The sequence below is a fragment of the Streptomyces flavusporus genome, from assembly GCF_046267975.1.
In the GTDB taxonomy this organism is placed as follows: Bacteria; Actinomycetota; Actinomycetes; order Streptomycetales; family Streptomycetaceae; genus Streptomyces; species Streptomyces flavusporus.
In genome coordinates, this window is the sequence record NZ_CP176503.1 from 7,473,190 (window position 1) to 7,495,142 (window position 21,953).

22 protein-coding genes and 1 pseudogene are annotated in these 21,953 nt (G+C 69.9%); 14 read left to right on the forward strand and 9 right to left on the reverse strand.

The features are described 5' to 3' along the window. The first annotated feature begins 16 nt into the window (after positions 1 to 16). Together ACKTSN_RS35225 and ACKTSN_RS35230 are read left to right on the forward strand one after the other, a co-directional pair. Positions 17 to 217, forward strand: coding sequence for a hypothetical protein (locus ACKTSN_RS35225; RefSeq protein ID WP_409472820.1), 201 nt, complete (start codon positions 17 to 19; stop codon positions 215 to 217). A 76-nt stretch (positions 218 to 293) separates the two neighbouring features. Then, complete coding sequence (locus tag ACKTSN_RS35230; RefSeq protein ID WP_409474995.1) at positions 294 to 791, forward strand: alpha/beta fold hydrolase; 498 nt, start codon at positions 294 to 296, stop codon at positions 789 to 791. A 195-nt stretch (positions 792 to 986) separates the two neighbouring features. On the opposite strand, the gene ACKTSN_RS35235 is transcribed toward ACKTSN_RS35230, so the two are convergent. After that, the gene (locus tag ACKTSN_RS35235) at positions 987 to 1,535 is read right to left on the reverse strand and encodes a flavoprotein (protein ID WP_409472821.1); all 549 of its coding nucleotides are present in this window, start codon (positions 1,533 to 1,535) and stop codon (positions 987 to 989) included. Between the two features lie 115 nt (positions 1,536 to 1,650). Here ACKTSN_RS35235 and ACKTSN_RS35240 point away from each other — a divergent pair, with 115 nt between their 5' ends. The 3 genes from ACKTSN_RS35240 to ACKTSN_RS35250 all read left to right on the forward strand — a co-directional run bounded on the left by ACKTSN_RS35240 (position 1,651) and on the right by ACKTSN_RS35250 (position 3,767). After that, positions 1,651 to 2,835 (forward strand): helix-turn-helix domain-containing protein, encoded by a 1,185-nt coding sequence (locus ACKTSN_RS35240; protein WP_409472822.1) that lies wholly within the window; start codon positions 1,651 to 1,653, stop codon positions 2,833 to 2,835. A 228-nt stretch (positions 2,836 to 3,063) separates the two neighbouring features. After that, entirely contained in the window at positions 3,064 to 3,273 is a 210-nt protein-coding gene (locus ACKTSN_RS35245; protein WP_409472823.1) for a hypothetical protein, read from the forward strand. Beyond that, positions 3,270 to 3,767 carry a DUF6415 family natural product biosynthesis protein gene (locus ACKTSN_RS35250; RefSeq protein WP_409472824.1) on the forward strand — a complete coding sequence of 166 codons (498 nt, stop codon included), beginning with the start codon at positions 3,270 to 3,272 and terminating at the stop codon, positions 3,765 to 3,767. Before ACKTSN_RS35245 ends, ACKTSN_RS35250 begins: the two co-directional genes overlap by 4 nt. 154 nt (positions 3,768 to 3,921) lie before the next feature. Here the strand turns inward: ACKTSN_RS35250 and ACKTSN_RS35255 are convergent, their stop codons facing one another. The 7 genes from ACKTSN_RS35255 to ACKTSN_RS35285 all read right to left on the reverse strand — a co-directional run bounded on the left by ACKTSN_RS35255 (position 3,922) and on the right by ACKTSN_RS35285 (position 11,439). After that, a complete protein-coding gene (locus ACKTSN_RS35255) occupies positions 3,922 to 5,139 on the reverse strand; it encodes a TerD family protein (RefSeq protein WP_409474996.1) in 1,218 nt (405 codons plus the stop codon). A gap of 204 nt (positions 5,140 to 5,343) precedes the next feature. Further along, positions 5,344 to 6,333, reverse strand: a complete 990-nt coding sequence (locus ACKTSN_RS35260) for a zinc-dependent alcohol dehydrogenase family protein (protein ID WP_409472825.1) — start codon at positions 6,331 to 6,333, stop codon at positions 5,344 to 5,346. After that, positions 6,330 to 7,181, reverse strand: a complete 852-nt coding sequence (locus ACKTSN_RS35265) for a carbohydrate ABC transporter permease (RefSeq protein WP_409472826.1) — start codon at positions 7,179 to 7,181, stop codon at positions 6,330 to 6,332. Before ACKTSN_RS35265 ends, ACKTSN_RS35260 begins: the two co-directional genes overlap by 4 nt. Next, positions 7,178 to 8,119, reverse strand: coding sequence for a carbohydrate ABC transporter permease (locus ACKTSN_RS35270; RefSeq protein ID WP_409472827.1), 942 nt, complete (start codon positions 8,117 to 8,119; stop codon positions 7,178 to 7,180). The genes ACKTSN_RS35265 and ACKTSN_RS35270 overlap by 4 nt, the downstream gene beginning before the upstream one ends. Continuing rightward, a complete protein-coding gene (locus ACKTSN_RS35275; protein WP_409472828.1) occupies positions 8,116 to 9,486 on the reverse strand; it encodes an ABC transporter substrate-binding protein in 1,371 nt (456 codons plus the stop codon). Before ACKTSN_RS35275 ends, ACKTSN_RS35270 begins: the two co-directional genes overlap by 4 nt. Before the next feature lie 77 nt (positions 9,487 to 9,563). After that, on the reverse strand, positions 9,564 to 10,334 hold the full coding sequence (locus tag ACKTSN_RS35280; protein WP_409472829.1) for a DeoR/GlpR family DNA-binding transcription regulator: 771 nt from the start codon (positions 10,332 to 10,334) through the stop codon (positions 9,564 to 9,566). Positions 10,335 to 10,614: 280 nt separating this feature from the next. After that, complete coding sequence (locus ACKTSN_RS35285) at positions 10,615 to 11,439, reverse strand: NAD-dependent epimerase/dehydratase family protein (RefSeq protein WP_409472830.1); 825 nt, start codon at positions 11,437 to 11,439, stop codon at positions 10,615 to 10,617. A gap of 233 nt (positions 11,440 to 11,672) precedes the next feature. Between ACKTSN_RS35285 and ACKTSN_RS35290 the strand changes: the two genes are divergently transcribed. Together ACKTSN_RS35290 and ACKTSN_RS35295 are read left to right on the forward strand one after the other, a co-directional pair. After that, positions 11,673 to 12,614: a 5-dehydro-4-deoxyglucarate dehydratase gene (locus ACKTSN_RS35290; RefSeq protein WP_409472831.1), complete on the forward strand. Its 942-nt coding sequence runs from the start codon at positions 11,673 to 11,675 to the stop codon at positions 12,612 to 12,614. Continuing rightward, positions 12,611 to 13,774: a hypothetical protein gene (locus ACKTSN_RS35295; RefSeq protein WP_409472832.1), complete on the forward strand. Its 1,164-nt coding sequence runs from the start codon at positions 12,611 to 12,613 to the stop codon at positions 13,772 to 13,774. Before ACKTSN_RS35290 ends, ACKTSN_RS35295 begins: the two co-directional genes overlap by 4 nt. On the opposite strand, the gene ACKTSN_RS35300 is transcribed toward ACKTSN_RS35295, so the two are convergent. Continuing rightward, a complete protein-coding gene (locus tag ACKTSN_RS35300) occupies positions 13,711 to 14,946 on the reverse strand; it encodes an MFS transporter (RefSeq protein WP_409472833.1) in 1,236 nt (411 codons plus the stop codon). The genes ACKTSN_RS35295 and ACKTSN_RS35300 overlap by 64 nt on opposite strands. A gap of 139 nt (positions 14,947 to 15,085) precedes the next feature. On the opposite strand from ACKTSN_RS35300, the gene ACKTSN_RS35305 reads away from it, so the two are divergent. The 7 genes and pseudogenes from ACKTSN_RS35305 to ACKTSN_RS35335 all read left to right on the forward strand — a co-directional run bounded on the left by ACKTSN_RS35305 (position 15,086) and on the right by ACKTSN_RS35335 (position 21,940). Continuing rightward, positions 15,086 to 15,676 carry a TIGR03086 family metal-binding protein gene (locus ACKTSN_RS35305; protein ID WP_409472834.1) on the forward strand — a complete coding sequence of 197 codons (591 nt, stop codon included), beginning with the start codon at positions 15,086 to 15,088 and terminating at the stop codon, positions 15,674 to 15,676. Between the two features lie 90 nt (positions 15,677 to 15,766). Beyond that, the gene (locus ACKTSN_RS35310) at positions 15,767 to 16,663 is read left to right on the forward strand and encodes a hypothetical protein (RefSeq protein ID WP_409472835.1); all 897 of its coding nucleotides are present in this window, start codon (positions 15,767 to 15,769) and stop codon (positions 16,661 to 16,663) included. A gap of 66 nt (positions 16,664 to 16,729) precedes the next feature. Continuing rightward, positions 16,730 to 17,482 (forward strand): annotated as a pseudogene (locus ACKTSN_RS35315) (MBL fold metallo-hydrolase). Between the two features lie 134 nt (positions 17,483 to 17,616). After that, entirely contained in the window at positions 17,617 to 18,285 is a 669-nt protein-coding gene (locus tag ACKTSN_RS35320) for a GntR family transcriptional regulator (protein ID WP_409472836.1), read from the forward strand. After that, positions 18,282 to 19,190, forward strand: coding sequence for a dihydrodipicolinate synthase family protein (locus ACKTSN_RS35325; protein ID WP_409472837.1), 909 nt, complete (start codon positions 18,282 to 18,284; stop codon positions 19,188 to 19,190). Before ACKTSN_RS35320 ends, ACKTSN_RS35325 begins: the two co-directional genes overlap by 4 nt. Beyond that, positions 19,187 to 20,917 carry an L-arabinonate dehydratase gene (gene araD / locus ACKTSN_RS35330; RefSeq protein WP_409472838.1) on the forward strand — a complete coding sequence of 577 codons (1,731 nt, stop codon included), beginning with the start codon at positions 19,187 to 19,189 and terminating at the stop codon, positions 20,915 to 20,917. The genes ACKTSN_RS35325 and araD overlap by 4 nt, the downstream gene beginning before the upstream one ends. Positions 20,918 to 21,004: 87 nt before the next feature. Further along, positions 21,005 to 21,940, forward strand: coding sequence for a carbohydrate ABC transporter permease (locus ACKTSN_RS35335; RefSeq protein ID WP_224736891.1), 936 nt, complete (start codon positions 21,005 to 21,007; stop codon positions 21,938 to 21,940). Positions 21,941 to 21,953 lie beyond the last annotated feature (13 nt).

The following is a 21,953-nucleotide window of genomic DNA, read 5'->3' on the forward strand; positions in this document are numbered from 1 at the left end:
GACCGCCTTCAGACACTTGGGGGAAGATCCCTATGGAGACCCCTACCGCCCCTCCGCCGCGAGAATCGAGCTGGTCACCTACCCCGAAGCGGTCACTCTCACGGGAATGCTCGCTTCACCGCACTGGCGTGACAACGAGCACTTCCGCAGCGAGGCCGCACGCCACCTCGGTCTGGACGACCAAGCGCCATGGTTGGACGTCACCAACGAGACGTGACAGCAGGCGTCCGAATCCTCGGATGTCGGCACCACCTGTCAAAGTGAGCGACATGGAGGAACCAACCCGGCACACCATGAGCATCGACAGTCGGCACTTCTCCTATCTCGACTACGGCGGTCACGGTCAGCCTCTTCTCGCTTTGCACGGCCACTTCGGAGAGGCCCGGACTTTCACCGGCCTGGCACGTGAACTCGCTCCGGACTGGCGGGTGATCGCTCTCGATCAGAGAGGCCACGGCCGTTCCGAGCGTCCTGCGGACTTCTCACGCGACGGCTACATAGGGGACGCCGCTGCCCTCCTCGACCACCTCGATCCCTCTACTGGCGCTTCTGCCTCGATCGCGAACGCGACTTCCGCGAAGGCCAGGTGGTTGGAGAACGCCGAGCGTCGGCGTTCTCCAACCACCTGGCAACCCGGCAGGTCAGCGGACTGCCACCTGCCAGATGCACTGCGACAGGACACAGCCGTCAACTGTCCATGCGCGTCGACGAGTTACACGATCGCGGGTATCGGTGGGTGGACTGCTGCCGCTCCGCAGCGCATCACCTCTGTCTGGACCGCCAGGGGGTGAGCGCTGATGCACGGCTGGTGGGGCGATGCAGCGATGGCCCGTCGCCAGTTCCCGTCATGGATCGGCGCATACGGAAGCCTCGACGGCGCACGTGCCGATCTGGCTGAGCGCACCGCCAAGGATGAAGTCCCGTTGGCGAGCTGGTCTGAGAGCCCGTGGCGCCGACCCGGCGACTCCGCGGATGGCAGCCGACGGTCAGCTGCTGGCCATCTGCCGGGCTGCGTCAAGGACCAGGTGCCATGGGTACTCTTTCGGCTTGCCCTGGCCCGGCTGGTTCGGCACGAATCCGCCCTCGCCGTACAGCACGCGTACGCCCATCTCACGCAGCTCGGCGATGCTGCGCTCGAACTGGCGGTGCTGCACGTACACGGCGTTGACGCACGGCATGGTCACTGTCGGGATGTTCTTTCCGATGCCCTCCGCGACGACACCGATCACGAATTCCCGCGTGATGCCGAGCGCCCAAGCATTGATCGTGTTGAAAGTGGCCGGCGCGACCGCGATGACATCGGCCTTCGGCCACACGTCCGGCTCTCCCGGCATCTTGTACTCGCTGCGCACAGGGTGGCCGGTCAGGCGCTCCAGCTCGGACAGCTGTGAGCTCAGCCAGTGGGCTGCGGTCGGGGTAAGGCCCAGGCAGACGTCCCAGCCGCGGTCCTGGGCATCCTGGATCACCATGGCGACGTCGAAGACGGGTGGGGCGGCCGAGCCGAACAGGTAGAGCACGCGGGAAGTTGTCGTCATGCGCCCATCCGATCACAAGCAACCGCCCCGCCCAGCTGGGAGTCGGGGCGGAAGGTGCACCCACGCGACCGGGCGCGCGTACTGTTCCAAGTGGCTGCTCAGAACGGAGACCAGCATGCCCACACCGGACGAAAACCACGCGGGTGCGCGTATCAAGGAACAGCGCAGACTGGCCAGGCTCACCCAGCGGGAGCTCGCCGACCGGCTGCCCTACTCGTACAGCCTGCTCAACCAGGTTGAATGCGGTGCCCGCCCGGCAACGGCCGACTTCGTGGCAGCTGTCGCCCGGGCGCTCAAGGTCGACGTCACCGTGCTCACGGGGCAGCCGTACGTGACCGAATTGCAGCACGACCGGCTCGCCGAACTGGTGCGGCCCATCCGCGAGTCCCTCGACCTGTACGACCTCGGCCCCAACCCCGATCTGACCGTGCGGCCAGCCGACCAGCTCATCGACGGAGCGGACCGGATGTGCGCCGAGGTAAGGGCGACACACCTACGCAACGCCGCCCGCGAACTGCCAGGACTCATCGCCGACCTCACCCACGCCGCGTGGTCGACGCCATCCACCGAGCTGTGGCAGGCGCTCGCCTCCACCTATCGCACTGCCCATGACATCAGTGTCAAGCTCGGCTACTACGACCTGTCTGCGGTCGCCTTGGACCGCATGGACTGGGCGGCACAGCGCGCCTCAGATCCCTGTCTGGCCGCCGTACGCCAGTACATGCGCGCGCTGGTCTACTTCCGTGAGGGTGAGTACCGGATCGGGCAGCGCCTCATCGCCTCCGGGCACAACGTGATCGGGCAGGCCGATGAGACCCGCGAAGCCCTCGCCGTCACGGGACAGTTGCACCTTGGAGGTTCCGTCATCGCCGCGCGCGCCGATGACGACACAGGCGTCAAGTGTCACATCTCGGAGGCCCACAAGATTGCGAAGCGCATCGGGGACGCCTCGGACGTGCACTGGCTCAGCTTCGGCCCTGCGAACGTAGCCCTGCACAAGATGTCCGCCGCAGTCGAGGGGCGCCAGTACGACGACGCGCTCAAGCAGGCCCGGAAGATGAAGCTGCCGTCCCAGTTGGCCACGTCCCGCCGCGCCCACTTCCTGATCGACCAGGCACGCTCCGAGATGGAAACCGGACACACCGAGGCTGCGCTGAAGTCGCTCGTCGAGGCGCGTCGCCTCGCACCAGAACAGACCCGGTACCACCCGGCAGCCCGCGAGACGATCACCGGGCTGGTCCACCTGTCGCGGCGGACCCCTGACACGCTCAATCACATGGCGTCCTGGATCGGCCTGTAGAGCGCGCTCACAACGCTCACCAAACTGTGAGCGTTCCGCACTTCGCACGGCGTCACGCTGTTCTCACACCCGGCAACGACGAGGGGGAGGCAGCGAGATGACGCACTGTCGGATCGTTCCGAGTGGCGGCCGCCCGCGCGACCTCGCACTCAACCGTCGTCGCACGATGTGCCCCGGCAGCCGCGCGAACGGCCCCGGGGCTGGCCAACGCTGTGAAGGAGCGTCGACATGACGAACGGTACCGCCCCGCCCGTGAAGCGCCCACAGGGTGCCAAGCTCACGATCGAGGTCTACACGATCAGCAAGGACGGCGTGGTTTCGTCGCCGCGTACCACGGTGGTCGTGCCGCACGAGTACGAGCCCGCGCTGGAGCCGTTGCACACCCAGCTGGCGCACTGTGCCTGCCCCATCCACCGCGCGGCAGGTGTTGCCCGGTGAACGCCACCCACGACGACACCGAAGCACCCACGCAGGCCCCCGCCACGATGCGCGCTGCGGCGACCTGGTTCCTCGACCAGCCCTTGCTGCCGCGGCACGGGACCGTCAAGCGCTTCAGCGATGCCTTCCGCGCCAATGTGGGGCAGCTGATCCGGGACATCGAACAGCTCACCGGGAATCTGCCGGGGGACGACGTTCCCGCGAAGGTCGCCCTGGCCGGAGTCGAAGAGGCTCGCAGGCGGCTGAACGAAACCGAGCGGCCCGGTCTGGCCGGCGAGGTCGATCGCGTCAAGCGGCTGGCGCGTTCCGTCGTGGCACTGTGCGACCACTATGACGCCCTCACGGGTGTGGTGATGTGTCTGGCCTGCGACGCGGTGATCGAGGGCGGTGACGAATCGGTGCCGTACGACCACCTCAGCGCCTCTGGCGGTGCTGCCCAGCCGGGCCGTATCCACACGCGCTGCGACAACAAGATGCGCCGCCGCAGCTGCTGAGCGGCTGCCCTGCCCCGGTGTGACAGGGGCCCCAGACCGCAGGGTCAGGGTCGCGCCCCCGAACGCCCGTCCCGCCGGAGGTCCCGGAAGGACTCCGGCGGGACGGGTCCCAGGACTCTCGCGGCTGCTGCCGGTTGCAGTGCACGCATGTTTCCTACAGCGCCTGGGCCGCCGGCTTGACCATGTTGCGGACCGTGCGGGCCTTGACGAAGTCGCCCATGGCTGTCATGTCCCACTCGCCGGAGTACTGGCGGATGAGCTTCGCCATGAGGACGCCGGTCTGGGGCTCGGCGTTGGTGAGGTCGAAGCGGACGAGTTCCTCGCCGGTGGCGGCGTCCATGAGGCGGCAGTAGGCCTTGGCGACCTCGGTGAACTTCTGGCCGGAGAAGGAGTTCACGGTGAAGACCAGGCCGGTGACCTCCTGCGGGAGGCGGCCGAGGTCGACGGTGATCACCTCGTCGTCGCCGCCGCCCTCGCCGGTGAGGTTGTCGCCGGAGTGGCGGATCGCGCCGCCCACGATCTGGAGCTTGCCGAAGTAGCAGCTGTCGATGTGGTTGCGCTGCGGGCCGTACGCGATGACCGAGGCGTCCAGGTCGATGTCCTTGCCGCGGTAGGCCGGCTCCCAGCCGAGGCCCATCTTGACCTGGGAGAGCAGCGGGCGGCCACCCTTGACCAGGGAGACGGTCTGGTTCTTCTGGAGGCTGACCCGGCCCTTGTCGAGGTTGATCTTCCCGGCGCCGGGGGCGGGAGCGGCCGGAGCGGGGGGCGCTGCCGGGGCCGGGGGAGTGGACATGGGCGGGGCCGGCGGGGTCACCGGGGGCTGCATCGTGGCGGGCGGCGGGGTGACCGGCTGGGGCGGGGCGACGGGGGCCGGGGCAGGTTCCTCCACGGTGACGCCGAAGTCGGTGGCGATGCCGGCCAGACCGTTGGCGTAGCCCTGGCCGACCGCGCGGGCCTTCCAGGCACCGTTGCGCAGGTAGATCTCCACGATCACCAGTGCCGTCTCGGCGCCGAGCTGCGGGGGCGTGAAGGTGGCCAGGACGCTGTTGTCGTCCGCGTTGCGGATCGTGGCCGTGGGTTCGATGCCCTGGAAGGTCTGGCCCGCGGCGTCCGGACTCGCCGTGACGACGATCTTCTCGATACCCGGGGGGACGGCGGTGGTGTCGACGGTGATCGCGTCGGGGGCCGTGCCGCCGCCCGAGCGGTACGTCACGCCCGGGCCGGCCGGCTGGTTGTAGAAGATGAAGTCGTCGTCGGAGCGCACCTTGCCGTCGGCGGTGAGCAGCAGGCCCGATACGTCGAGCCGCACCGGGGCGGCGACGTCCACCGTCACGCGCGCGGTGGAGAGAGGGATGTTCGAGCCGGGGGTCATAGCTGTCATGCCCGGTGAACGAGCGAGGGCGTTTTACCGTTCCCTTACCCGGGGCCAATTGGTGGAAGCGGGGGGAGCCCCCAGGGGCTCCGCCCCCTCGACCCCGCCAGGGGGCTCTGCCCCCTGGACCCCCATCGGCCTGGACGGCCTCGTCCTCAAACGCCGGACGGACTGTTTGCTCCGGCCCTCGCTTGGAAGACGGCCCTACGGCACAACCACGATCTTCCTGCCGACGCCCGACGCGAACTGCTCCAGGGCATGCGGATAGCTGGTCAGCGGCAGGCGGTCGCTGATGAAGACCTCGGGGTCGAGGACGCCCGTCGCGAAGAGCTCCGCCGCTCGTTCGAAGCTGTGCAGGACGGCCATCGAGCCGGTGATCGTGATCTCCTGGTTGTAAATGCGGTACGGATCGATCGTCACCCGGGTCGCGTAGTCCGCGACGCCGAACTGCAGGAACGTCCCCGCCTTCGCCACCCGGTCCAGCCCGTCCTGGATCGCCGCCGCGTTCCCCGTCGCGTCGACCACGACGTCCCAGCCCTGCGGGCGGTCCAGTTCATCGGCGTTCGCGGCAGACGCCGAGACGCCGAGGCGGCGGGCCGTCTCCAGGCGGGTCGGGTTGACGTCGACCACGTCGACGCTCGCCGCGCCCGTCCGCTTCGCCAGTTCCAGCATCATCAGGCCCATCGTTCCGGAGCCGTAGATCAGGACGTGGGCGCCCAGGCGGGACTGAAGAACGTCGTAGCCCCGGACCGCGCACGACAAGGGCTCCACCAGTGCCGCGTCCTGCGTGCGGATGTGCTCTGGGAGCTTCACGCAGTTCGCCACCGGCGCCACCGCGTACTGCGCCGCGCCTCCCGCCGTCGTCACGCCGATCGCTGCCCAGCGCTCGCAGAGGTTGTTGTGGCCGGTGCGGCAGTATCGGCACTCGTAGCAGTACAGGGACGGGTCCACCGCCACCTGGTCGCCCACCGACAGTTCCGTGACCTGGGTGCCGACCCCGACCACCTCGCCTGCGAACTCGTGCCCCGGCACGATGGGGAGCTTGGGTGCGAACTCGCCCTGGAGGATGTGCAGGTCCGTGCCGCACAAGCCGCACGCGGCGACCTCGACGACGACCTCGCGCGGGCCCGGCGTCGGGTCCGGGACCTCGGCGACGACGGCCTTGCCCACGGACTCGATGACGGCGGCCTTCATTTCACGGCTCCCAACGACAGGCCCTGGACCAGCTTGTCCTGGGCGGCGAACCCCGCGGCGAGCACCGGCAGGGAGATGACGAGCGACGCGGCGCACACCTTGGCCAGGAACAGGCCCTGGCTGGTGATGAAGCCGGTCAGGAAGACGGGGGCTGTTTCGGCTACGACGCCTGTCAGCACCCTCGCGAACAGCAACTCGTTCCAGCTGAAGATGAAGCAGATCAGGGCGGTGGCGGCGATGCCGGGGAGGGCCATGGGGGCGATCACGCGGGTCAGGACCGTGGGGAGGCGGGCGCCGTCCACCCGTGCCGCCTCGATCACCGCCACCGGGACCTCGGCCAGGAACGACTGCATCATCCACACCGCGATCGGCAGGTTCATGGAGGTGTAGAGGATGACCAGGAGCCAGATGTTGTCCAGCATTCCCGCGTTCTTGGCGAAGAGGTAGATCGGCAGCAGGCCCGCCACCACCGGCAGCATCTTCGTCGACAGGAAGAAGAACAGGACGTCGGTCCATTTGCGCACCCGCCGGATCGACAGGGCGTAGGCCGCCGGGAGCGCCAGAAGCAGGACCAGGAGGGTCGAACTCACCGATGCCACCGTCGAGTTGATCAGGGACGGCCATGGGCTCGCGCCGCCGCCCGTGCCGAAGAACTCGCGGTAGCCGTCCAGGGTGAGGGCGGCCCCGAAGGACGGCGGGTTGGTCGCCGCGTCCTTTTCGGAGTGGAAGGACGTCAGGGCCATCCACGCGACGGGCAGGAAGAAGACGATGCCGGCCAGCCAGGCCACCAGGCCCAGGCCGACGCCCTTACGGCGGATACGGCGGACTTGTACGGCGATGCCGCTCATCCGCGGTTCACCTCCTCGCGGAACAGGGACGACACCACGCGCAGTGCGAAGGTCGCGATGATGATCGAGCCGATGACGACCAGGACGCCCGCGGCGGAGGCGAGGCCGTTCTCGTGGGCCTGGTAGAAGCTCTGGTAGACGGTGTAGGGGAGGTTGGCGGTGCCCAGGCCGCCGGATGTGATGGTGAAGACCGCGTCGAAGTTCTGGACGATGTAGATCGAGCCGAGCAGGGCGCCGAGTTCGAGGTAGCGGCGCAGATGCGGGAGGGTGAGGTGGCGGAAGATCTGCCAGTCGCTCGCGCCGTCGACCTTCGCGGCCTCGATCTGCTGGGGGTCGCGGCTCTGCAGGCCGGCCAGGATGATCAGCATCATGAACGGGGTCCACTGCCAGACCAGGGATGTCTCGACCGCGAGCAGCGGGGTGCCCGAGATCCAGTCCGGTTGGGGGCCGCCGACGTAGTGCAGCAAGCCGTTCAGCAGACCGTACTCGGGGTTGTAGAGGACGTGCTTCCAGAGCAGCGCCGCCGCCACGGGGACGACCAGGAAGGGCGCGATCAGCAGGGTGCGGACGACGCCCCGGCCCTTGAACCTGCGGTCCAGCAGCAGTGCCAGGACCAGGCCGAGGACCAGGCTGACCAGGACCACCGTCACCGTCAGCAGGATCGTGGTCCAGACCGAGTTGCGCAGGTCGGTGTCGGTGAGCACCTGGCGGTAGTTGTCCACGCCGGTGAAGTGGCGGGCGTCGGGGTAGAGGGAGTTCCAGTCGAAGAAGGAGATCACCAGCGTGGCCACGAACGACAGCTGGGTTATGACGATCATGAAGATCAGGGCGGGGAGGAGGGGGGCGCGGGTGGCCCAGGCGCGCAGCCGGGCCGAGGGCTCGCGCTTGTCCGTACGGACGGACGGGGCGGCCACGGGGGCCGTGGTGGTGGCGGTCATCGTCCCTCGTACTCCTCGGAGATGCGCTCGGCGAGCTGCTGGGACTTCTTCAGGGCCTCGTCGACGGACTGGCGTCCGGCGATGGCCGCGCTGATCTCCTGGGAGACCTTGGTGCCGAGGTCGGTGAACTCGGGAATGCCGACGAACTGGATGCCGGGCGCGGGACGCGGCTGCACACCGGGGTCGCCCGGGCGGGCGCCCTCGATGGCCTCCTTGGTCATCTCCTGGAAGGCGGCGGCCTCTGCGCGGTAGTCGGGGTTGTCGTACGTCGACGCGCGCTTGCCGGCGGGTACGTTCGACCAGCCGATCTCGTCGCCGACCAGCTGCTCGTACTCCTTGCTGGACGCCCAGGACACGAACTGCCATGCCTTGTCGGCGTTGCGGGAGGCGTCCTGGATGCCCCAGGCCCAGGTGTAGAGCCAGCCGGAGGACTCGGTCTTCTCGACGGGGGCCGGGGCGTAGCCGACTTTGCCCTTGACCGGGGAGTCGGCGGACTCCAGGGAACCGGCCGCGGAGGTGGCGTCGTACCACATGGCGACCTTGCCCTGGGTCATGTTGTTGAGGCACTCGGCGAACCCGGACTGGGCGGCGCCGGACTCGCCGTGCTCACGGACCAGGTCGACATAGAACTTCGTCGCCTTTTGCCACTCTGGGGAGTCGAGTCGGGCCTTCCAGTTCTCGTCGAACCAGGTGCCGCCGAAGGTGTTCACGACGGTCGTCAGGGGGGCCATGACCTCGCCCCAGCCGGGCAGTCCGCGCAGGCAGATGCCTTTCATGCCGGGCTCGGAGCCGTCCACCTGGGCGGCGAGGTCGGCGATCTGCGTCCAGGTGGGGTGCGCGGGCATCGTGAGGCCCTCCTTCTCGAGCACGTCCTTGCGGTACATCAGGAAGGAGGACTCGCCGTAGAAGGGCTGGCCGTAGAGCTTGCCGTCGTCGCCGGTGAGGGACTCGCGCATGGGCCTCAGGACGTCCTGTTCGTCGTACGCCGGGTCCTCGGCGACGTAGGAGTCCATCTCGTGCAGCCAGCCGTTGCGGGCGTAGATCGGTATCTCGTAGTTGGAGAGGGTGGCGACGTCGTACTGGCCGGCCTGGTTGGCGAAGTCCTGGCTGATCTTGTCGCGGACGTCGTTCTCCGGCAGCACGGTGAAGTTCACCTTGATGCCGGTGTCCTTGGTGAAGTGGGCGGCGGTGAGCTTCTGCAGCTCGACCATCTGGGGGTTGTTGACCATCAGGACGTTGATCGAGTTGCCGCCCGATCCTGCCCCGCCCGCCCCGACCCAGCAGCCGGAGAGCAGTGGGGCGAGCAGCGTCCCTGCGGCGGCCGCGGCGAGCGTGGCTCGCGGCCTCCGTCGGCTCTGGGTTCGCATGGATCGCTCCTGAACATATAGGGAGATAAAGGGCACTGTTGGGTGAGGAGGTGCCCTACAGGGGGTGAGTTGGATTTTCAGACGCGGATGACCTGGGGTCCGAGCAGTGAGTAGCGGTGTGCTTCGGCCGTCGGCAGCAGCGTGCTCGTGACGATCGCCTCCAGCGCGCCGACCTCCGCGAACCGGCAGAAGCTGACCGCCCCGAACTTGGTGTGCACACCCGCGAAGACCGTGCGCCGCGCGGCCCGCACCGCCTGCGCCTTGACCTCGCTGACCGCGGGGTCGGGGGTGGTCAGGCCGTGCTCCCGGGAGATGCCGTTGGCGCCGATGTAGGCGAGGTCGACGACGAAGCCGGCGAGCATCTTCGTCGTCCAGTGGTCGACGGTGGCCAGCGTGCCGGAGCGGACTCGGCCGCCGAGCAGCAGCACCGAGAAGCCCTCCGCCTCGGCGAGTGCGCCCGCGACCGGCAGGGACGCGGTGACCACGGTCAGCGGCCGGTCCCTGGGGAGTGCCTCGGCGATGAGCTGCGGGGTGAAGCCCTCGTCGACGAAGACCGTCTCGGCGTCCCCGAGCAGATCGGCCGCGGCGGCCGCGATCCGGCGCTTCTCGGGCACGTGACTGGTGGCGCGGAAGGCGAGGGTCGTCTCGAAGCCGGCGCTCTCCACGGGGTAGGCGCCGCCGTGCGTACGGCGGACCAGACCGTGGTCCTCCAGGGCGCGCAGATCCCGCCGGACGGTCTCCTTGGCCACGCCCAGCAGGTCGGCGAGCGCGGTGACGTCGACCGACCCTGCGGCGCGCGCGACCCGCACGATCTCCCGCTGGCGTTCCTCCGCCGAACTCGTGCTCATGGCCGACACCTGCCTTCGGTGGTGCTGCGCTGCCCGTTCGGGCCCGGTGCGGCCCTTGGGAGAAGTTCTACAGCGGGTGTGCGGCACTGACCAGGTCTGATGCGGGCCCGATGCTGCCCGTGTGTGCCCGTTCGACGCGATGTGTGCCCGCCTCGGACCTGCGACGTTGCGGGGCGGGGTGTGAGATCGGGCGGGGTGCGTGCCCGAACGCGACGGCGGGCGGGCCCGTTCGGTGCCCGCCCGCCGTCGGCTTTCGGTCAGTTCGTAGTCGGTATCGAGATCAGTACGGCCAGACCGGCGGGTCGTTCACGAAGTGGCCGCCCAGGCAGGCGTGGGCCGGGTTGTCCGGGTCGAGCTCGCCCTGTTCGGCGATGAGCTTCTCGGCGTACGGCTCGGAGTCGTCCTGCGGTTCGTAGCCGAGCGCCCGCGCGGTGGACAGGTCCCACCACAGGCGGGTGTTGGCGGAGGAGCCGTAGACGACGGTGTGGCCGACGTTCTCCGCGGTCAGGGCCGCGTGGAAGAGACGGGCGCCGTCGGCGGGGCTCATCCAGACCGACAGCATGCGCACGCTGGTCGGCTCCGGGAAGCAGGAGCCGATGCGCACGGAGACGGTCTCCATGCCGTGCTTGTCCCAGTAGAACTGCGCGAGATCCTCACCGAAGGACTTGGACAGGCCGTAGAAGGTGTCCGGGCGGCGCGGGGTGTCGACCGGGATGAGCACGCTTGGATCAAGAGGTGTGTCGCCCTGGGGGCGCGGGGTGCAGCCCACCGCGTGGTTGGAGGAGGCGAAGACGATGCGCCGGATGCCCTCCTCGCGGGCGGCCTCGTACAGGTTGTAGGTGCCCTCGATGTTCGCCTTGAGGATCTTCTCGAAGGGGGCTTCCAGGGAGATGCCCGCGAGGTGGATGATCGCGTCGACGCCTCGTACGGCCTCGCGCAGGGCCGCCCTGTCGGCGAGGTCCGCGGTGATGGCGTCCGGTGCGCCCTCGACGGGGCGCAGGTCGAGCAGGCGCAGTGCGTAGCCGTGGTCGGGGAGCAGGTCCCGCATCAGGGTGCCGAGGCCGCCGGCGGCGCCGGTGAGCAGAACGGTGCGGGGAGCGGGCATCCTCGGGTCTCCTTGAATCGAACGGCCGCATTCATATACCGCATTCACATGCGTGGACACGCTAAGGAGCGGGTCGTCGTGCGTCAAGTGTGCCGCGAAGGAGGAGAATCCGCTGGTGTGTTGGGGGTTGGCGCGCTTGACCCCTCCTGGGGGCCGGCCATAGCGTGAGCATGTTCAGGAGTGTGGACGCGGAACATGAATATGGACCTTGGATCGTGGACCTTGGAGTGCCCGTGACGTCAGCCCCGCTCGCCGCCCGCCTCAGCGTCCCCAGCGGGCCGCTGTTCTTCCCGGTCACCGCCTACGGCCCCGACGGCTCCGTCGACCTCGACGCCTACCGCGCCCACGTCCGCCGCGGGGTGGAGGCCGGGGCGGCCGCCGTCTTCGCGTGCTGCGGCACCGGGGAGTTCCATGCGCTCACGCCCGAGGAGTACGAGGCGTGTGTGCGGGCGGCCGTCGAGGAGGCGGCGGGCCGCGTGCCGGTCGTCGCGGGCGCCGGGTACGGCACCGCGCTCGCCGTGCGCTACGCGAGGCTCGCCGAGGCGGCCGGCGCGGACGGGCTGCTCGCCATGCCGCCGTATCTCGTCGTCGCCGGGCAGGAGGGGCTGCTGCGGCACTACAAGGAGATCGCCGCGGCGACCGCGCTCCCCGTCATCGTCTACCAGCGCGACAACGCCGTGTTCACCCCGGACGCCGTCGCCGAACTGGCCCGCACGGACGGTGTCATCGGGCTCAAGGACGGCCTCGGCGACCTGGACCTCATGCAGCGGATCGTCAGCGCCGTACGCACCGAAGTCCCCGGCGACTTCCTCTATTTCAACGGTCTGCCGACCGCCGAACAGACCCAGCTCGCCTACCGCGCCATCGGCGTCATGCTCTACTCCTCCGCCGTGTTCTGCTTCGCCCCGGAGATCGCCCTCGCCTTCCACCAGGCGCTCGAGTCCGGCGACGACGCCACCGTGCGCCGTCTGCTCGACGGCTTCTACCGGCCGTTCGTCGAACTGCGCGCCCAGGGCCGCGGCTACGCCGTCTCCCTCGTGAAGGCTGGCGTACGGCTGCGCGGGCTGGACGTGGGGGAGGTACGGCCCCCGCTGCACGAGCCGAGCGAGGATCATGTCAAGCAGCTCGCTCAGGTGATCGAGCGTGGGTACGCGCTGCTCAAGGAGGACGTGTGAAGACGTCGGCGTTCGTCTACCCCTGGGACGTCAACGGGGACCCCGAGGCACCGGCACGGATCGCCGCCCTCGGCATGGAGCAGGTGACGCTCGCCGCCGCCTACCACTCCACCCGCGCCCTGACCCCGCGTCACCCGCGCCACCGCATCGTCACCGCCGAGCACGCCGCCGTGCTCTACCCCCCGGACGCCCGCTGGGCGGGCCGGACCCTGCGCCCGTACCCGGCCGGCGACTGGGCGCCCGGCGACGCCTACGGGGAAGCGGCGGAGCAACTCGCGGGCGCAGGCCTTCAGGTGCACACCTGGGTGGTCCTCGCACACAACTCCCGCCTGGGCGCCGAGCATCCGGACACCTCGGTCGTCAACGCCTACGGCGACCGCTATCCCTGGGCGCCGTGCATCGCCCAGCCCGCCACGCGCGCGTACCTCGTGGATCTGGCCGCGGAGGCCGCCGTGCGCCCCGGCGCGCGCGGCACGGAGCTGGAGTCCCTCGGCTGGTACGGGCTGGCGCATCTGCACGCCCACGACAAGACCGCCGGGGTGCCGCTCGGGGATGCCGGGCAGTACCTGATGTCGCTCTGCTTCTGTCCCACCTGCCGCGAGGGCTACGACACCCAGGGACTGGACGCCGACGAGCTGGCGGCCGCCGTACGCGTCGCCCTCGAGCCGCTGTGGCAGGGCGCGGTCGCCGACGAGGGCTGGGCCGGGGTCGAGAAGCTGCTCGGCGAGTCGAAGGCGGCCGCCACGCGCGCGTGGCGCGACGAAACCGCCCGCACGCTCCAGGAGGCGGCGGTCCGCGCGGTTCGTGAAGCCGCTCCCGACGGCTTCCAGGTGCTGCTGCATGCCGACCCCGTGACGTACCACTGCGGCGCCAACCCGGGCGTCGATCCCGCGCACATCCTGTCCGTCGCGGACGGGGTGGTCGTGCCGTGCGCGGGCGGTCCCGGTCTGCTGACGCCCTTTGCCGAGCAGCGCCGCGACGACGCCGTCATCGCCGCCAACTTCGGCGTGGTCTCCGGGATGGGCGGCAGCCCCGGCACCCTGGCGGCGGACGCGGCACGCGCGCGTGAGCTGGGAGCCACCGAAATCCGGCTCTATCACGCGGGGCTGGCGTCGGACGGCGACTTGGCGGCGGTACGGGAGGCGCTGGCCGGGTTCTGAAGCAGCGGTACGGCCGCCACCAGCCACGCCGAGCCCAGTACGGCCAACAGCAGCCGTACGTCGAGGAGTTCGACGAGTGCCGCCCCCACGGCCAGCCCGATGACGTTCGGCGTGAAGACGAGCGTGTTGGCCGTGGCGACCGTACGGCCGAGCAGCGCGTCCGGTGTCTCGCGCTGTACAGCGGTGAGCGCGGCGATCAGGACGCAGGGCAGGCCCGCGCCGATCGCCGCGCTGCACACCAGGGCCACCGGGTCGGACGGGATCGCCCGCAGGCCCGCCGCGGCGGCCCTCAGGGCGATGCCGTACGCGGCGAACCGCCGCTCGCCGAGGCGGCGCAGTGCGGGGCCGGAGAGCAGCCCGATCGCCACGGAACCGGCGCCCTGGACGGCGTACAGCACACCGGCGTATGCGGGCGCGTGCCCGAGGCCGTCGATGACGGCGTAGACCATCGCCCCGCTGAGCCCGGCGAAGAGCATGGTGGTGCCGCCGGCCAGGACGAGCGGTCGCAGCCGGGGGTGCGTCCACAGGCGGCGGGCGCCCTCGGTGGTCTGCGCCCGCCAGCCGCCGCGCGGCGGCTCGGGCCGGCTCTCGCGGACCTGGAGGCAGGCGTACAGGCCGGTCGCGACCACGAACGTCACCGCGTCGAGCAGGGCGACGCTCGCGCCGCCGTACGCCGCGTAGACGCCCGCGCCGGCCAGTGGGGCGAGGAGTTTCATGCCCTCGGTGGCGGTCATGCGCAGTCCGTTGAAGTCGCCGAGCAGTGACGGGGAGACAGCGCGCGCGACGAGGGCCGACTCGGCGGCGTCGTGGACGACGCCTGCGGCACCGTAGACGAACAGGACCGCGAAGAGGATCCAGAGGCGGCCGGGGGAGTCGACGGTGAAGAGGGTGAGCAGGAGGGCGGCCAGAAGGAGGTTCGCGCCGATCAGCAGCGGTTTGCGGCGGGTGCGGTCGGCGAGTGTGCCGAGGGACGGGCCGGCCAGGGTGGGCGCCCACATCGCGAGCATGCACAGCGCGGCCAGTCCGTCGGATCCGGTGAGGTCCTTGACCCAGACGCCGGATGCCAGCCACAGCGCCGACGTGCCGAAGCCGGAGACGACGACTCCGGCGAGACAGAGGCCCGCGTTGCGGTCGCGCAGGACGCGTGGGAGTGCCCAGGTGGTGGTCGTCATGCCCGGTCATCGTGGTTCTAAGGCCGGGGGTGAGGGATCGGGCAGGTGCCTTAGACAGGGCGGTGTGGGGTCGGCGGCCGATGAGTTCCGGGGCCGCGGCCGGTCCACCCTCAAGGACCCTGATGTGTAAGGAGCACCGATGACCGACCACCCGACTCTCGACCTCGGACCGCAGACCCGCGTCATCGCACGCCTGGCGGAGGGCGTCACCGACGATCAGCTCGCGGACGGAACGCCGTGCCCGGACTACGCAGTGCGCAACCTGCTGGGCCACCTGCTCGGCCTCTCCATCGCCTTCCGCGACGCCGGCCGCAAGGAACTGGGCCCCACCACCGACACCAGCCCGGAGGCCGCCCTGCCGGACATCGGCCCCGGCTGGCGCGAGGAGCTGCCCAAGACCCTGGCGGAACTGGCCGAGGCATGGCGCGACCCGGCCGCCTGGACCGGCGAGACCCGCGCGGGCGGCGTGCCGCTGTCCGGCGCGGAGGCCGGTGCCGTCGCGGTGGACGAGCTGGTGATCCACGGCTGGGACCTGGCCCGCTCGACCGGCCAGGAGTACGACCCCGACCCGGCCGCGCTGCAGCTGTCGTACGGCATGCTCCTCGCGGCTGCCGACGACCCGAGCCGGGGCGGCGGCATCTTCGGCCCGGTCGTCCCTGTCCCGGAGGACGCGCCCCTCCTCGACCGTGCGATCGGCCTGAGCGGCCGGGACCCGGCGTGGACGCCGTAGCGCCCGCGGCGGCACCGGTGATCACTCGATCGGATTATGCACACGCATTCGGCCGCCCTCGGCCCCGCGGAGATCGATACCGTCCGCGGCATGCCCGTCAGTGCGCACCACGAATCCCTGCACCAGGTGTTCCAGCAGGACACCAAGCTGCTCGTCACCTCGATGCAGCGCTTGCTCGGTCTGTCCATCGGACCGGTCCTGGAGATCACACCGCTCGACACCGTCACTACCGAGCTGTTGCCGGTGGAGAGACGGGTCGACGCCCTGTTCCAGCTGGACACGGAGAAGACGCGCTACGTCGTGGCCTTGGAATCCCAGGGGAAACCCGACCCGGACAAGCGTCGTTCGTGGCCGTACTACCTGGCCTACCTCGGTGAGCGGTACGACGCCGACGCCGTGCTGATCGTACTCACCGACGAACCGGTGACCGAGCGGTGGGCCGCACAGCCGATCGCCTCGGGCTTCCCGGAGCGGCCGTCGCTCATCGCCCAGCCGCACGTCCTCGGTCCGACCAGCGTGCCGCTGATCAGCAGCGCGGACGAGGCGCGCGGCGACATCGCCCTGTGGGTGCTGTCCAGCCTGGTTCATGGTCGCCGGCCGGCGAACGCTGGCATACTGACCGCACTGGCCCAGGAACTCAATGACATGGACCCCGACGAAGCGGGGGTCTACGCCGAGTACGTGGAGGCCGGCCTCACGGGCTCCGAAGCCGTCGAGATCTGGAGACAACTGATGAGCACCATGAAGGTCTTCTACCGTTCCGCAGCAGCCCAGCAGGTCCGTGAGGAGGGCCGCGAGGAGGGCCGTGAGGAGGGCCGCGAGGAGGAGCGTGCGCAGACGGTACTCATGGTGCTGGAGCGGCGTGGACTGGAGGTTCCGGACGGTGTGCGTGAGCGTGTGCTGTCCTGCCGTGACTCCGAGGAGCTCAGCACTTTGGTGGACCGCGCCTGGGAGGTCACGCGCGCGCAGGATCTCTTCGGCGACTGATATCGGCCGATATCCCTGAGATCGTCCTGGGCGGGTTCAGGGCAAAGCGTCTCGTACGCTGCCCCCATGCCCCTCACCCTCACCATCCTCGGCACCGCCTCCCCGCACCCGCAGCCGGATCGTCCATGTTCCGGGTATCTGCTGCGCGGCTCAGGCGTCTAGGTGTGGGTGGACGCCGGGCCCGGAACCTTCGCGGAATTGCAGCGGCACACCGATCCCGCACGGCTGACGGCGATCTGGATTTCCCATCTGCATGCCGACCACAGCGCCGATCTCCTGTCCGCGGTCTACGCGTTCGCCTTCGGCGGTCTCACCCCGCCGGTGCCCATTCCGGTGTACGCCCCGGAGGACTGCCCTGGGCGCCTCGCGGGGTTCTTCGGCCGGCCGGACGTGGCGTTCCTGCGCGGCATTCTCGACTTCCGGCCGCTGTACGACGGCCATACGGCCCGGCACGGCGAGCTGTTCCTGACCCCCCGGGCCGTCGTCCATGACACCGAGGCGTACGGGCTGCGTGCCGAGTGCGGGGGCAGTGTCCTGGCGTACTCCGGGGACAGCGGACCCTGCGCCGCCCTCACCGAACTCGCCCGGGACGCCGACCTGTTCCTGTGCGAGGCCGACATCGACGCGCATCGCGAAGGCGAACAGGTCCATCTGACTCCCGAGGACGCCGGCGTGACCGCCCGCGCGGCAGGCGCCGGGGAGCTGCTCGTCACGCATGTCGGACCCACCCTCACCCCCGAATCGGCGACCGCCCGTGCCGCGGCGGCGTTCGGCGGGCCCACCGCCACCGCACGCGAGGACGACCTCCGGCGCGCCTGACGGCAACACCGACTTCCTTTGTCAGAAGCATTGACGAAACACAGGGCCGCTCCTACCTTCAACGCGTCGTACTTCGTACGTCATATATGAGACGCGATACGCGAGATCCCATACGCGAGATCCGAGAGGCGCGCATGACCTCTGTGCCCACGCCGATCCCCTCCCGCACGCAGTACGTGCTGGAGGAGATCAAACGCCGCATTCTCACCGGGCAGTTGACGCCTGGTCAGGCCCTGGTGGAGACCGAACTCGCCGCACAGTTCGGGGTGTCGAAGACCCCGGTGCGCGAGGCGCTCAAGACCCTGGCCGGGACCGGACTGGTGGTGATGAGCCAGTACAAGGGCGTCACCGTGCGCATGGTGGACGCGGACATGGCGCGCGAGGTCTACGACGTCCGGCTGCTGCTCGAGCCGGAGGCACTGCGGCGCTCCGTACGGCGCGGGGCCTCCCTGGACGCCGCACGGTCGGCGCTGGCCAGGGCCGACGGCGCCACGGACACCGCCGAACGCTCGCTGGCCAACCGGGAGTTCCACCGCGCCCTGTACGTGCCGTGCGGCAACCCGCTGCTCGGTCGGATGCTGGACGAGGTCCGCGACCAGGCGGCCCTTGTCTCCGCCGTGGCCTGGGCCGCCGACCCCTCCTGGGACCGGGAGGCCCAAGAGCACCGCGAGATCCTGCGGCTCGCTCTGGACGGAGACGCCGACGGCGCCGCGCGCGCCCTCCACGCGCACATCGCGTCGTTCGTCGAGCGGGCCTTCCCGGACGCGGGGACCGAGGCCCAGGGAGAGGACGGTCAGGAATGACAACGACGTTCGAGACCCAGCGGGCGGCCCTGGCCGACGTGGTGGCGATCCCGGTGACCCCGTTCGCCGAGGACGGATCCGTCGACCAGGACGCCCACCGGGCCCTGCTGCGTCGTCTGCTCGACGGTGGGATCAGGACCCTCACCCCGAACGGGAACACCGGCGAGTTCTACGCCCTCACCCCGCAGGAACGGCAGCTGGTCACCGAGCTGACCATCGACGAGGCCGGCGACCGCGCCGTGATCCTGGTCGGCGTCGGCCACGACGTGCCGACCGCCGTCGCCTCCGCCCGGCATGCCCTGGAACTCGGCGCCCAGATGGTGATGGTCCACCAGCCCGTCCACCCGTACGTCTCGCAGAGCGGCTGGGTCGACTACCACCGGGCCATCGCCGAGGCCGTGCCCGAGCTGGGCGTCGTCCCGTACATCCGCAACGGCCAGCTCACCGGCGCCCGGCTCGCCGAGCTCGCCGACGCCTGCCCGAACGTGATCGGCGTCAAGTACGCCGTCCCGGACGCCGCCCGGTTCGCCGCCTTCGCCCGCGACGCCGGTCTGGAGCGGTTCGTGTGGGTGGCCGGCCTCGCCGAGCCGTACGCCCCCTCGTACTTCTCCGCGGGCGCCACCGGCTTCACCTCGGGACTCGTGAACGTCGCCCCGTCCGTTTCGCTGAACATGATCGAAGCGCTTCGATCCGGCGACTACCCGGCCGCCATGAAGGTCTGGGAGCAGATCCGCCGCTTCGAGGAGCTGCGCGCCGCCAACGGCTCCGCCAACAACGTCACGGTCGTCAAGGAGGCCCTCGCCTCGCTCGAGCTGTGCCGCCGCGAGGTCCGTCCGCCCAGCAGGCCGCTGCCCGAGAGCGAGCGCGCCGAGGTCGCCGCCATCGCCGCCGGATGGTCCATATGACCGACATCAAGCGCCCCGAGGAGCTCAGAAGTCATCAGTGGTACGGGACCGACGGACTGCGCTCCTTCAGTCACCGGGCCCGCACCCGCCAGCTCGGCTACCTGCCCGAGGAACACCTGGGCAAGCCCGTCATCGCGATCCTCAACACCTGGTCCGACATCAACCCCTGCCACGTCCATCTGCGCGACCGCGCCCAGGCCGTGAAGCGGGGCGTGTGGCAGGCGGGCGGCTTCCCGCTGGAGTTCCCGGTCTCCACGCTCAGCGAGACCTTCCAGAAGCCGACCCCGATGCTCTACCGCAACCTGCTCGCGATGGAGACCGAGGAGCTGCTGCGGTCGTACCCCGTGGACGGCGCCGTGCTGATGGGCGGCTGCGACAAGTCGACGCCCGCGCTGCTCATGGGGGCGGCCAGTGCCGACCTGCCGACGGTCTTCGTGCCCGCCGGGCCCATGCTGCCGGGCCACTGGCGCAACGAGGTGCTCGGCTCCGGCACCGACATGTGGAAGTACTGGGACGACAAGCGTGCCGGCCTCATCGGCGACTGCGAGATGCAGGAACTGGAAAGCGGCCTGGCACGCTCGCCCGGTCACTGCATGACGATGGGTACGGCGTCCACACTGACCGCCGCCGCCGAGGCGCTCGGCGTGACCGTGCCGGGCGCGTCCAGCATCCCGGCCGTCGACTCCGGGCACGACCGGATGGCCGCCAAGGCCGGCCTGATCGCCGTCGAACTGGTCCACCGCGACCGGAAGTTGAGCGAGATCCTCACCCGGGAGGCCTTCGAGGACGCGGTGACGACCGTCCTCGGCCTCGGCGGCTCCACCAACGCCGTCATCCACCTCATCGCCATGGCCGGCCGGGCCGGGGTCCGGCTCACGCTGGACGACTTCGACCGGATCGCCCGCACCGTCCCGGTGCTGGCCAACGTACGGCCGGGCGGACAGACGTACCTCATGGAGGACTTCCACTTCGCCGGCGGCCTGCCCGGGTTCCTGTCCCGGATCCCGGACCTGCTCCACCTGGACCGGCCGACGGTGTCGTACGACACGATGCGCGAGCAGATCGCCGGCGCCCAGGTGCACAACGACGACGTCATCCGCCCGCGCGACAACCCGGTCGCGAGCGAGGGCGGGGTCGCTGTCCTGCGCGGCAACCTCTGCCCGGACGGCGCCGTCATCAAGCACATCGCCGCCGACCCGCATCTGCTCAAGCACACCGGCCCCGCGGTCGTCTTCGACGACTACAGGACGATGCAACGGACCATCAACGACCCGTCGCTGAACATCACCGCCGACAGTGTGCTGGTGCTGCGGGGCGCCGGGCCCAAGGGCGGCCCGGGCATGCCCGAGTACGGCATGCTGCCGCTCCCCGACCACCTGCTGAAGCAGGGCGTACGGGACATGGTGCGGATCTCCGACGCCCGGATGAGCGGAACGAGTTACGGCGCGTGTGTGCTGCACGTGGCGCCCGAGTCGTACATCGGCGGACCGCTGGCGCTCGTCCGGACCGGAGACCTGATCACCCTGGACGTCGAGGCACGCACACTCCACCTCGCCGTGGACGACGAGGAGTTGGAGCGCCGCAGGGCCGAGTGGACGCCGCCGCCCGCACGGTACGAGCGCGGCTACGGCGCGCTCTACAACGAACAGATCACCCAGGCCGACACCGGCTGCGACTTCGAGTTCCTGGCCCGCCCGGGCAAGGTCGCGGACCCGTACGCGGGCTGAACCCCAGCACGACAGCGCACACCCCTGCACAGGGAGAAAGCGCTTCCCGCACGACGCACGCACGACGTACGAGAACGGAGAACAGTCATGGCCCAAGCCGCAGCCGTGGCGAAACCGCCCGCGCCACCGAGGCGGCGCCGTGCCTCCGCCACGCCGCGCAGACTGCCGTATCTGCTGATCGCCCCGGCGGCCCTGCTGATGCTGGGCTTCATCGCCTACCCGGTGCTCAGCGTCTTCTACTACAGCCTGCAGGACTACAACCCCACCAAGCCATGGCGGAACGGCTTCGCGGGTTTCGACAACTTCGTCCACGCCTTCACCGAGGACCCGCTCTTCTGGGACACGCTGATCTTCAGCGCCAAGTGGGTCGTCGTCGAGGTCGGACTCCAGCTGCTGTTCGGTCTTGCGCTGGCTCTCATCGTCAACCAGACGTTCGTGGGCCGGGCCCTCGGCCGGGCGATGGTCTTCTCCCCGTGGGCCGTCTCCGGCGTGCTGACCTCCGCGATCTGGGTGCTGCTCTACAACTCCCAGACCGGCATCACCCGTTACCTCGCCGACATGGGCATCGGCTCCTACGGCACCAGCTGGCTGTCGGACACCTCCACCGTGTTCCCTGCGGCGATCGTCGCCGACCTGTGGCGCGGCGTGCCGTTCTTCGCGATCCTCATCCTCGCCGACCTCCAGTCCGTCTCGAAGGATCTGTACGAGGCCGCCGAGGTCGACGGGGCGAGCCGGCTCAAGCAGTTCTGGCACATCACCCTGCCGCATCTGAAGGACGCCATCGTCCTGTCGACGCTGCTGCGCGCGGTGTGGGAGTTCAACAACGTCGACCTGCTGTACACCCTCACCGGCGGCGGACCGGCCGGTGAGACCACGACACTCCCGCTGTACATCGCCAACACCAGCGTCGACGCCCACAACTTCGGCTACGCGTCGGCCCTGACCACGGTCGCGTTCGTGATCCTGCTCTTCTGCTCGATCGTCTATCTGCGGCTGAGCAAGTTCGGAGGTGAGGACAAGTGAGCACCACCAAGGA

Bases quoted from the DNA above. Each gene is read 5' to 3' on its own strand.
- ACKTSN_RS35230 (WP_409474995.1), top strand. From the start codon at position 294: ATGAGCATCGACAGTCGGCACTTCTCCTATCTCGACTACGGCGGTCAC.
- ACKTSN_RS35235 (WP_409472821.1), bottom strand. From the start codon at position 1,535: ATGACGACAACTTCCCGCGTGCTCTACCTGTTCGGCTCGGCCGCCCCA.
- ACKTSN_RS35240 (WP_409472822.1), top strand. From the start codon at position 1,651: ATGCCCACACCGGACGAAAACCACGCGGGTGCGCGTATCAAGGAACAG.
- ACKTSN_RS35245 (WP_409472823.1), top strand. From the start codon at position 3,064: ATGACGAACGGTACCGCCCCGCCCGTGAAGCGCCCACAGGGTGCCAAG.
- ACKTSN_RS35255 (WP_409474996.1), bottom strand. From the start codon at position 5,139: ATGACCCCCGGCTCGAACATCCCTCTCTCCACCGCGCGCGTGACGGTG.
- ACKTSN_RS35260 (WP_409472825.1), bottom strand. From the start codon at position 6,333: ATGAAGGCCGCCGTCATCGAGTCCGTGGGCAAGGCCGTCGTCGCCGAG.
- ACKTSN_RS35265 (WP_409472826.1), bottom strand. From the start codon at position 7,181: ATGAGCGGCATCGCCGTACAAGTCCGCCGTATCCGCCGTAAGGGCGTC.
- ACKTSN_RS35270 (WP_409472827.1), bottom strand. From the start codon at position 8,119: ATGACCGCCACCACCACGGCCCCCGTGGCCGCCCCGTCCGTCCGTACG.
- ACKTSN_RS35275 (WP_409472828.1), bottom strand. From the start codon at position 9,486: ATGCGAACCCAGAGCCGACGGAGGCCGCGAGCCACGCTCGCCGCGGCC.
- ACKTSN_RS35280 (WP_409472829.1), bottom strand. From the start codon at position 10,334: ATGAGCACGAGTTCGGCGGAGGAACGCCAGCGGGAGATCGTGCGGGTC.
- ACKTSN_RS35285 (WP_409472830.1), bottom strand. From the start codon at position 11,439: ATGCCCGCTCCCCGCACCGTTCTGCTCACCGGCGCCGCCGGCGGCCTC.
- ACKTSN_RS35300 (WP_409472833.1), bottom strand. From the start codon at position 14,946: ATGACGACCACCACCTGGGCACTCCCACGCGTCCTGCGCGACCGCAAC.
- ACKTSN_RS35305 (WP_409472834.1), top strand. From the start codon at position 15,086: ATGACCGACCACCCGACTCTCGACCTCGGACCGCAGACCCGCGTCATC.
- ACKTSN_RS35310 (WP_409472835.1), top strand. From the start codon at position 15,767: ATGCCCGTCAGTGCGCACCACGAATCCCTGCACCAGGTGTTCCAGCAG.
- ACKTSN_RS35320 (WP_409472836.1), top strand. From the start codon at position 17,617: ATGACCTCTGTGCCCACGCCGATCCCCTCCCGCACGCAGTACGTGCTG.
- ACKTSN_RS35325 (WP_409472837.1), top strand. From the start codon at position 18,282: ATGACAACGACGTTCGAGACCCAGCGGGCGGCCCTGGCCGACGTGGTG.
- araD (WP_409472838.1), top strand. From the start codon at position 19,187: ATGACCGACATCAAGCGCCCCGAGGAGCTCAGAAGTCATCAGTGGTAC.
- ACKTSN_RS35335 (WP_224736891.1), top strand. From the start codon at position 21,005: ATGGCCCAAGCCGCAGCCGTGGCGAAACCGCCCGCGCCACCGAGGCGG.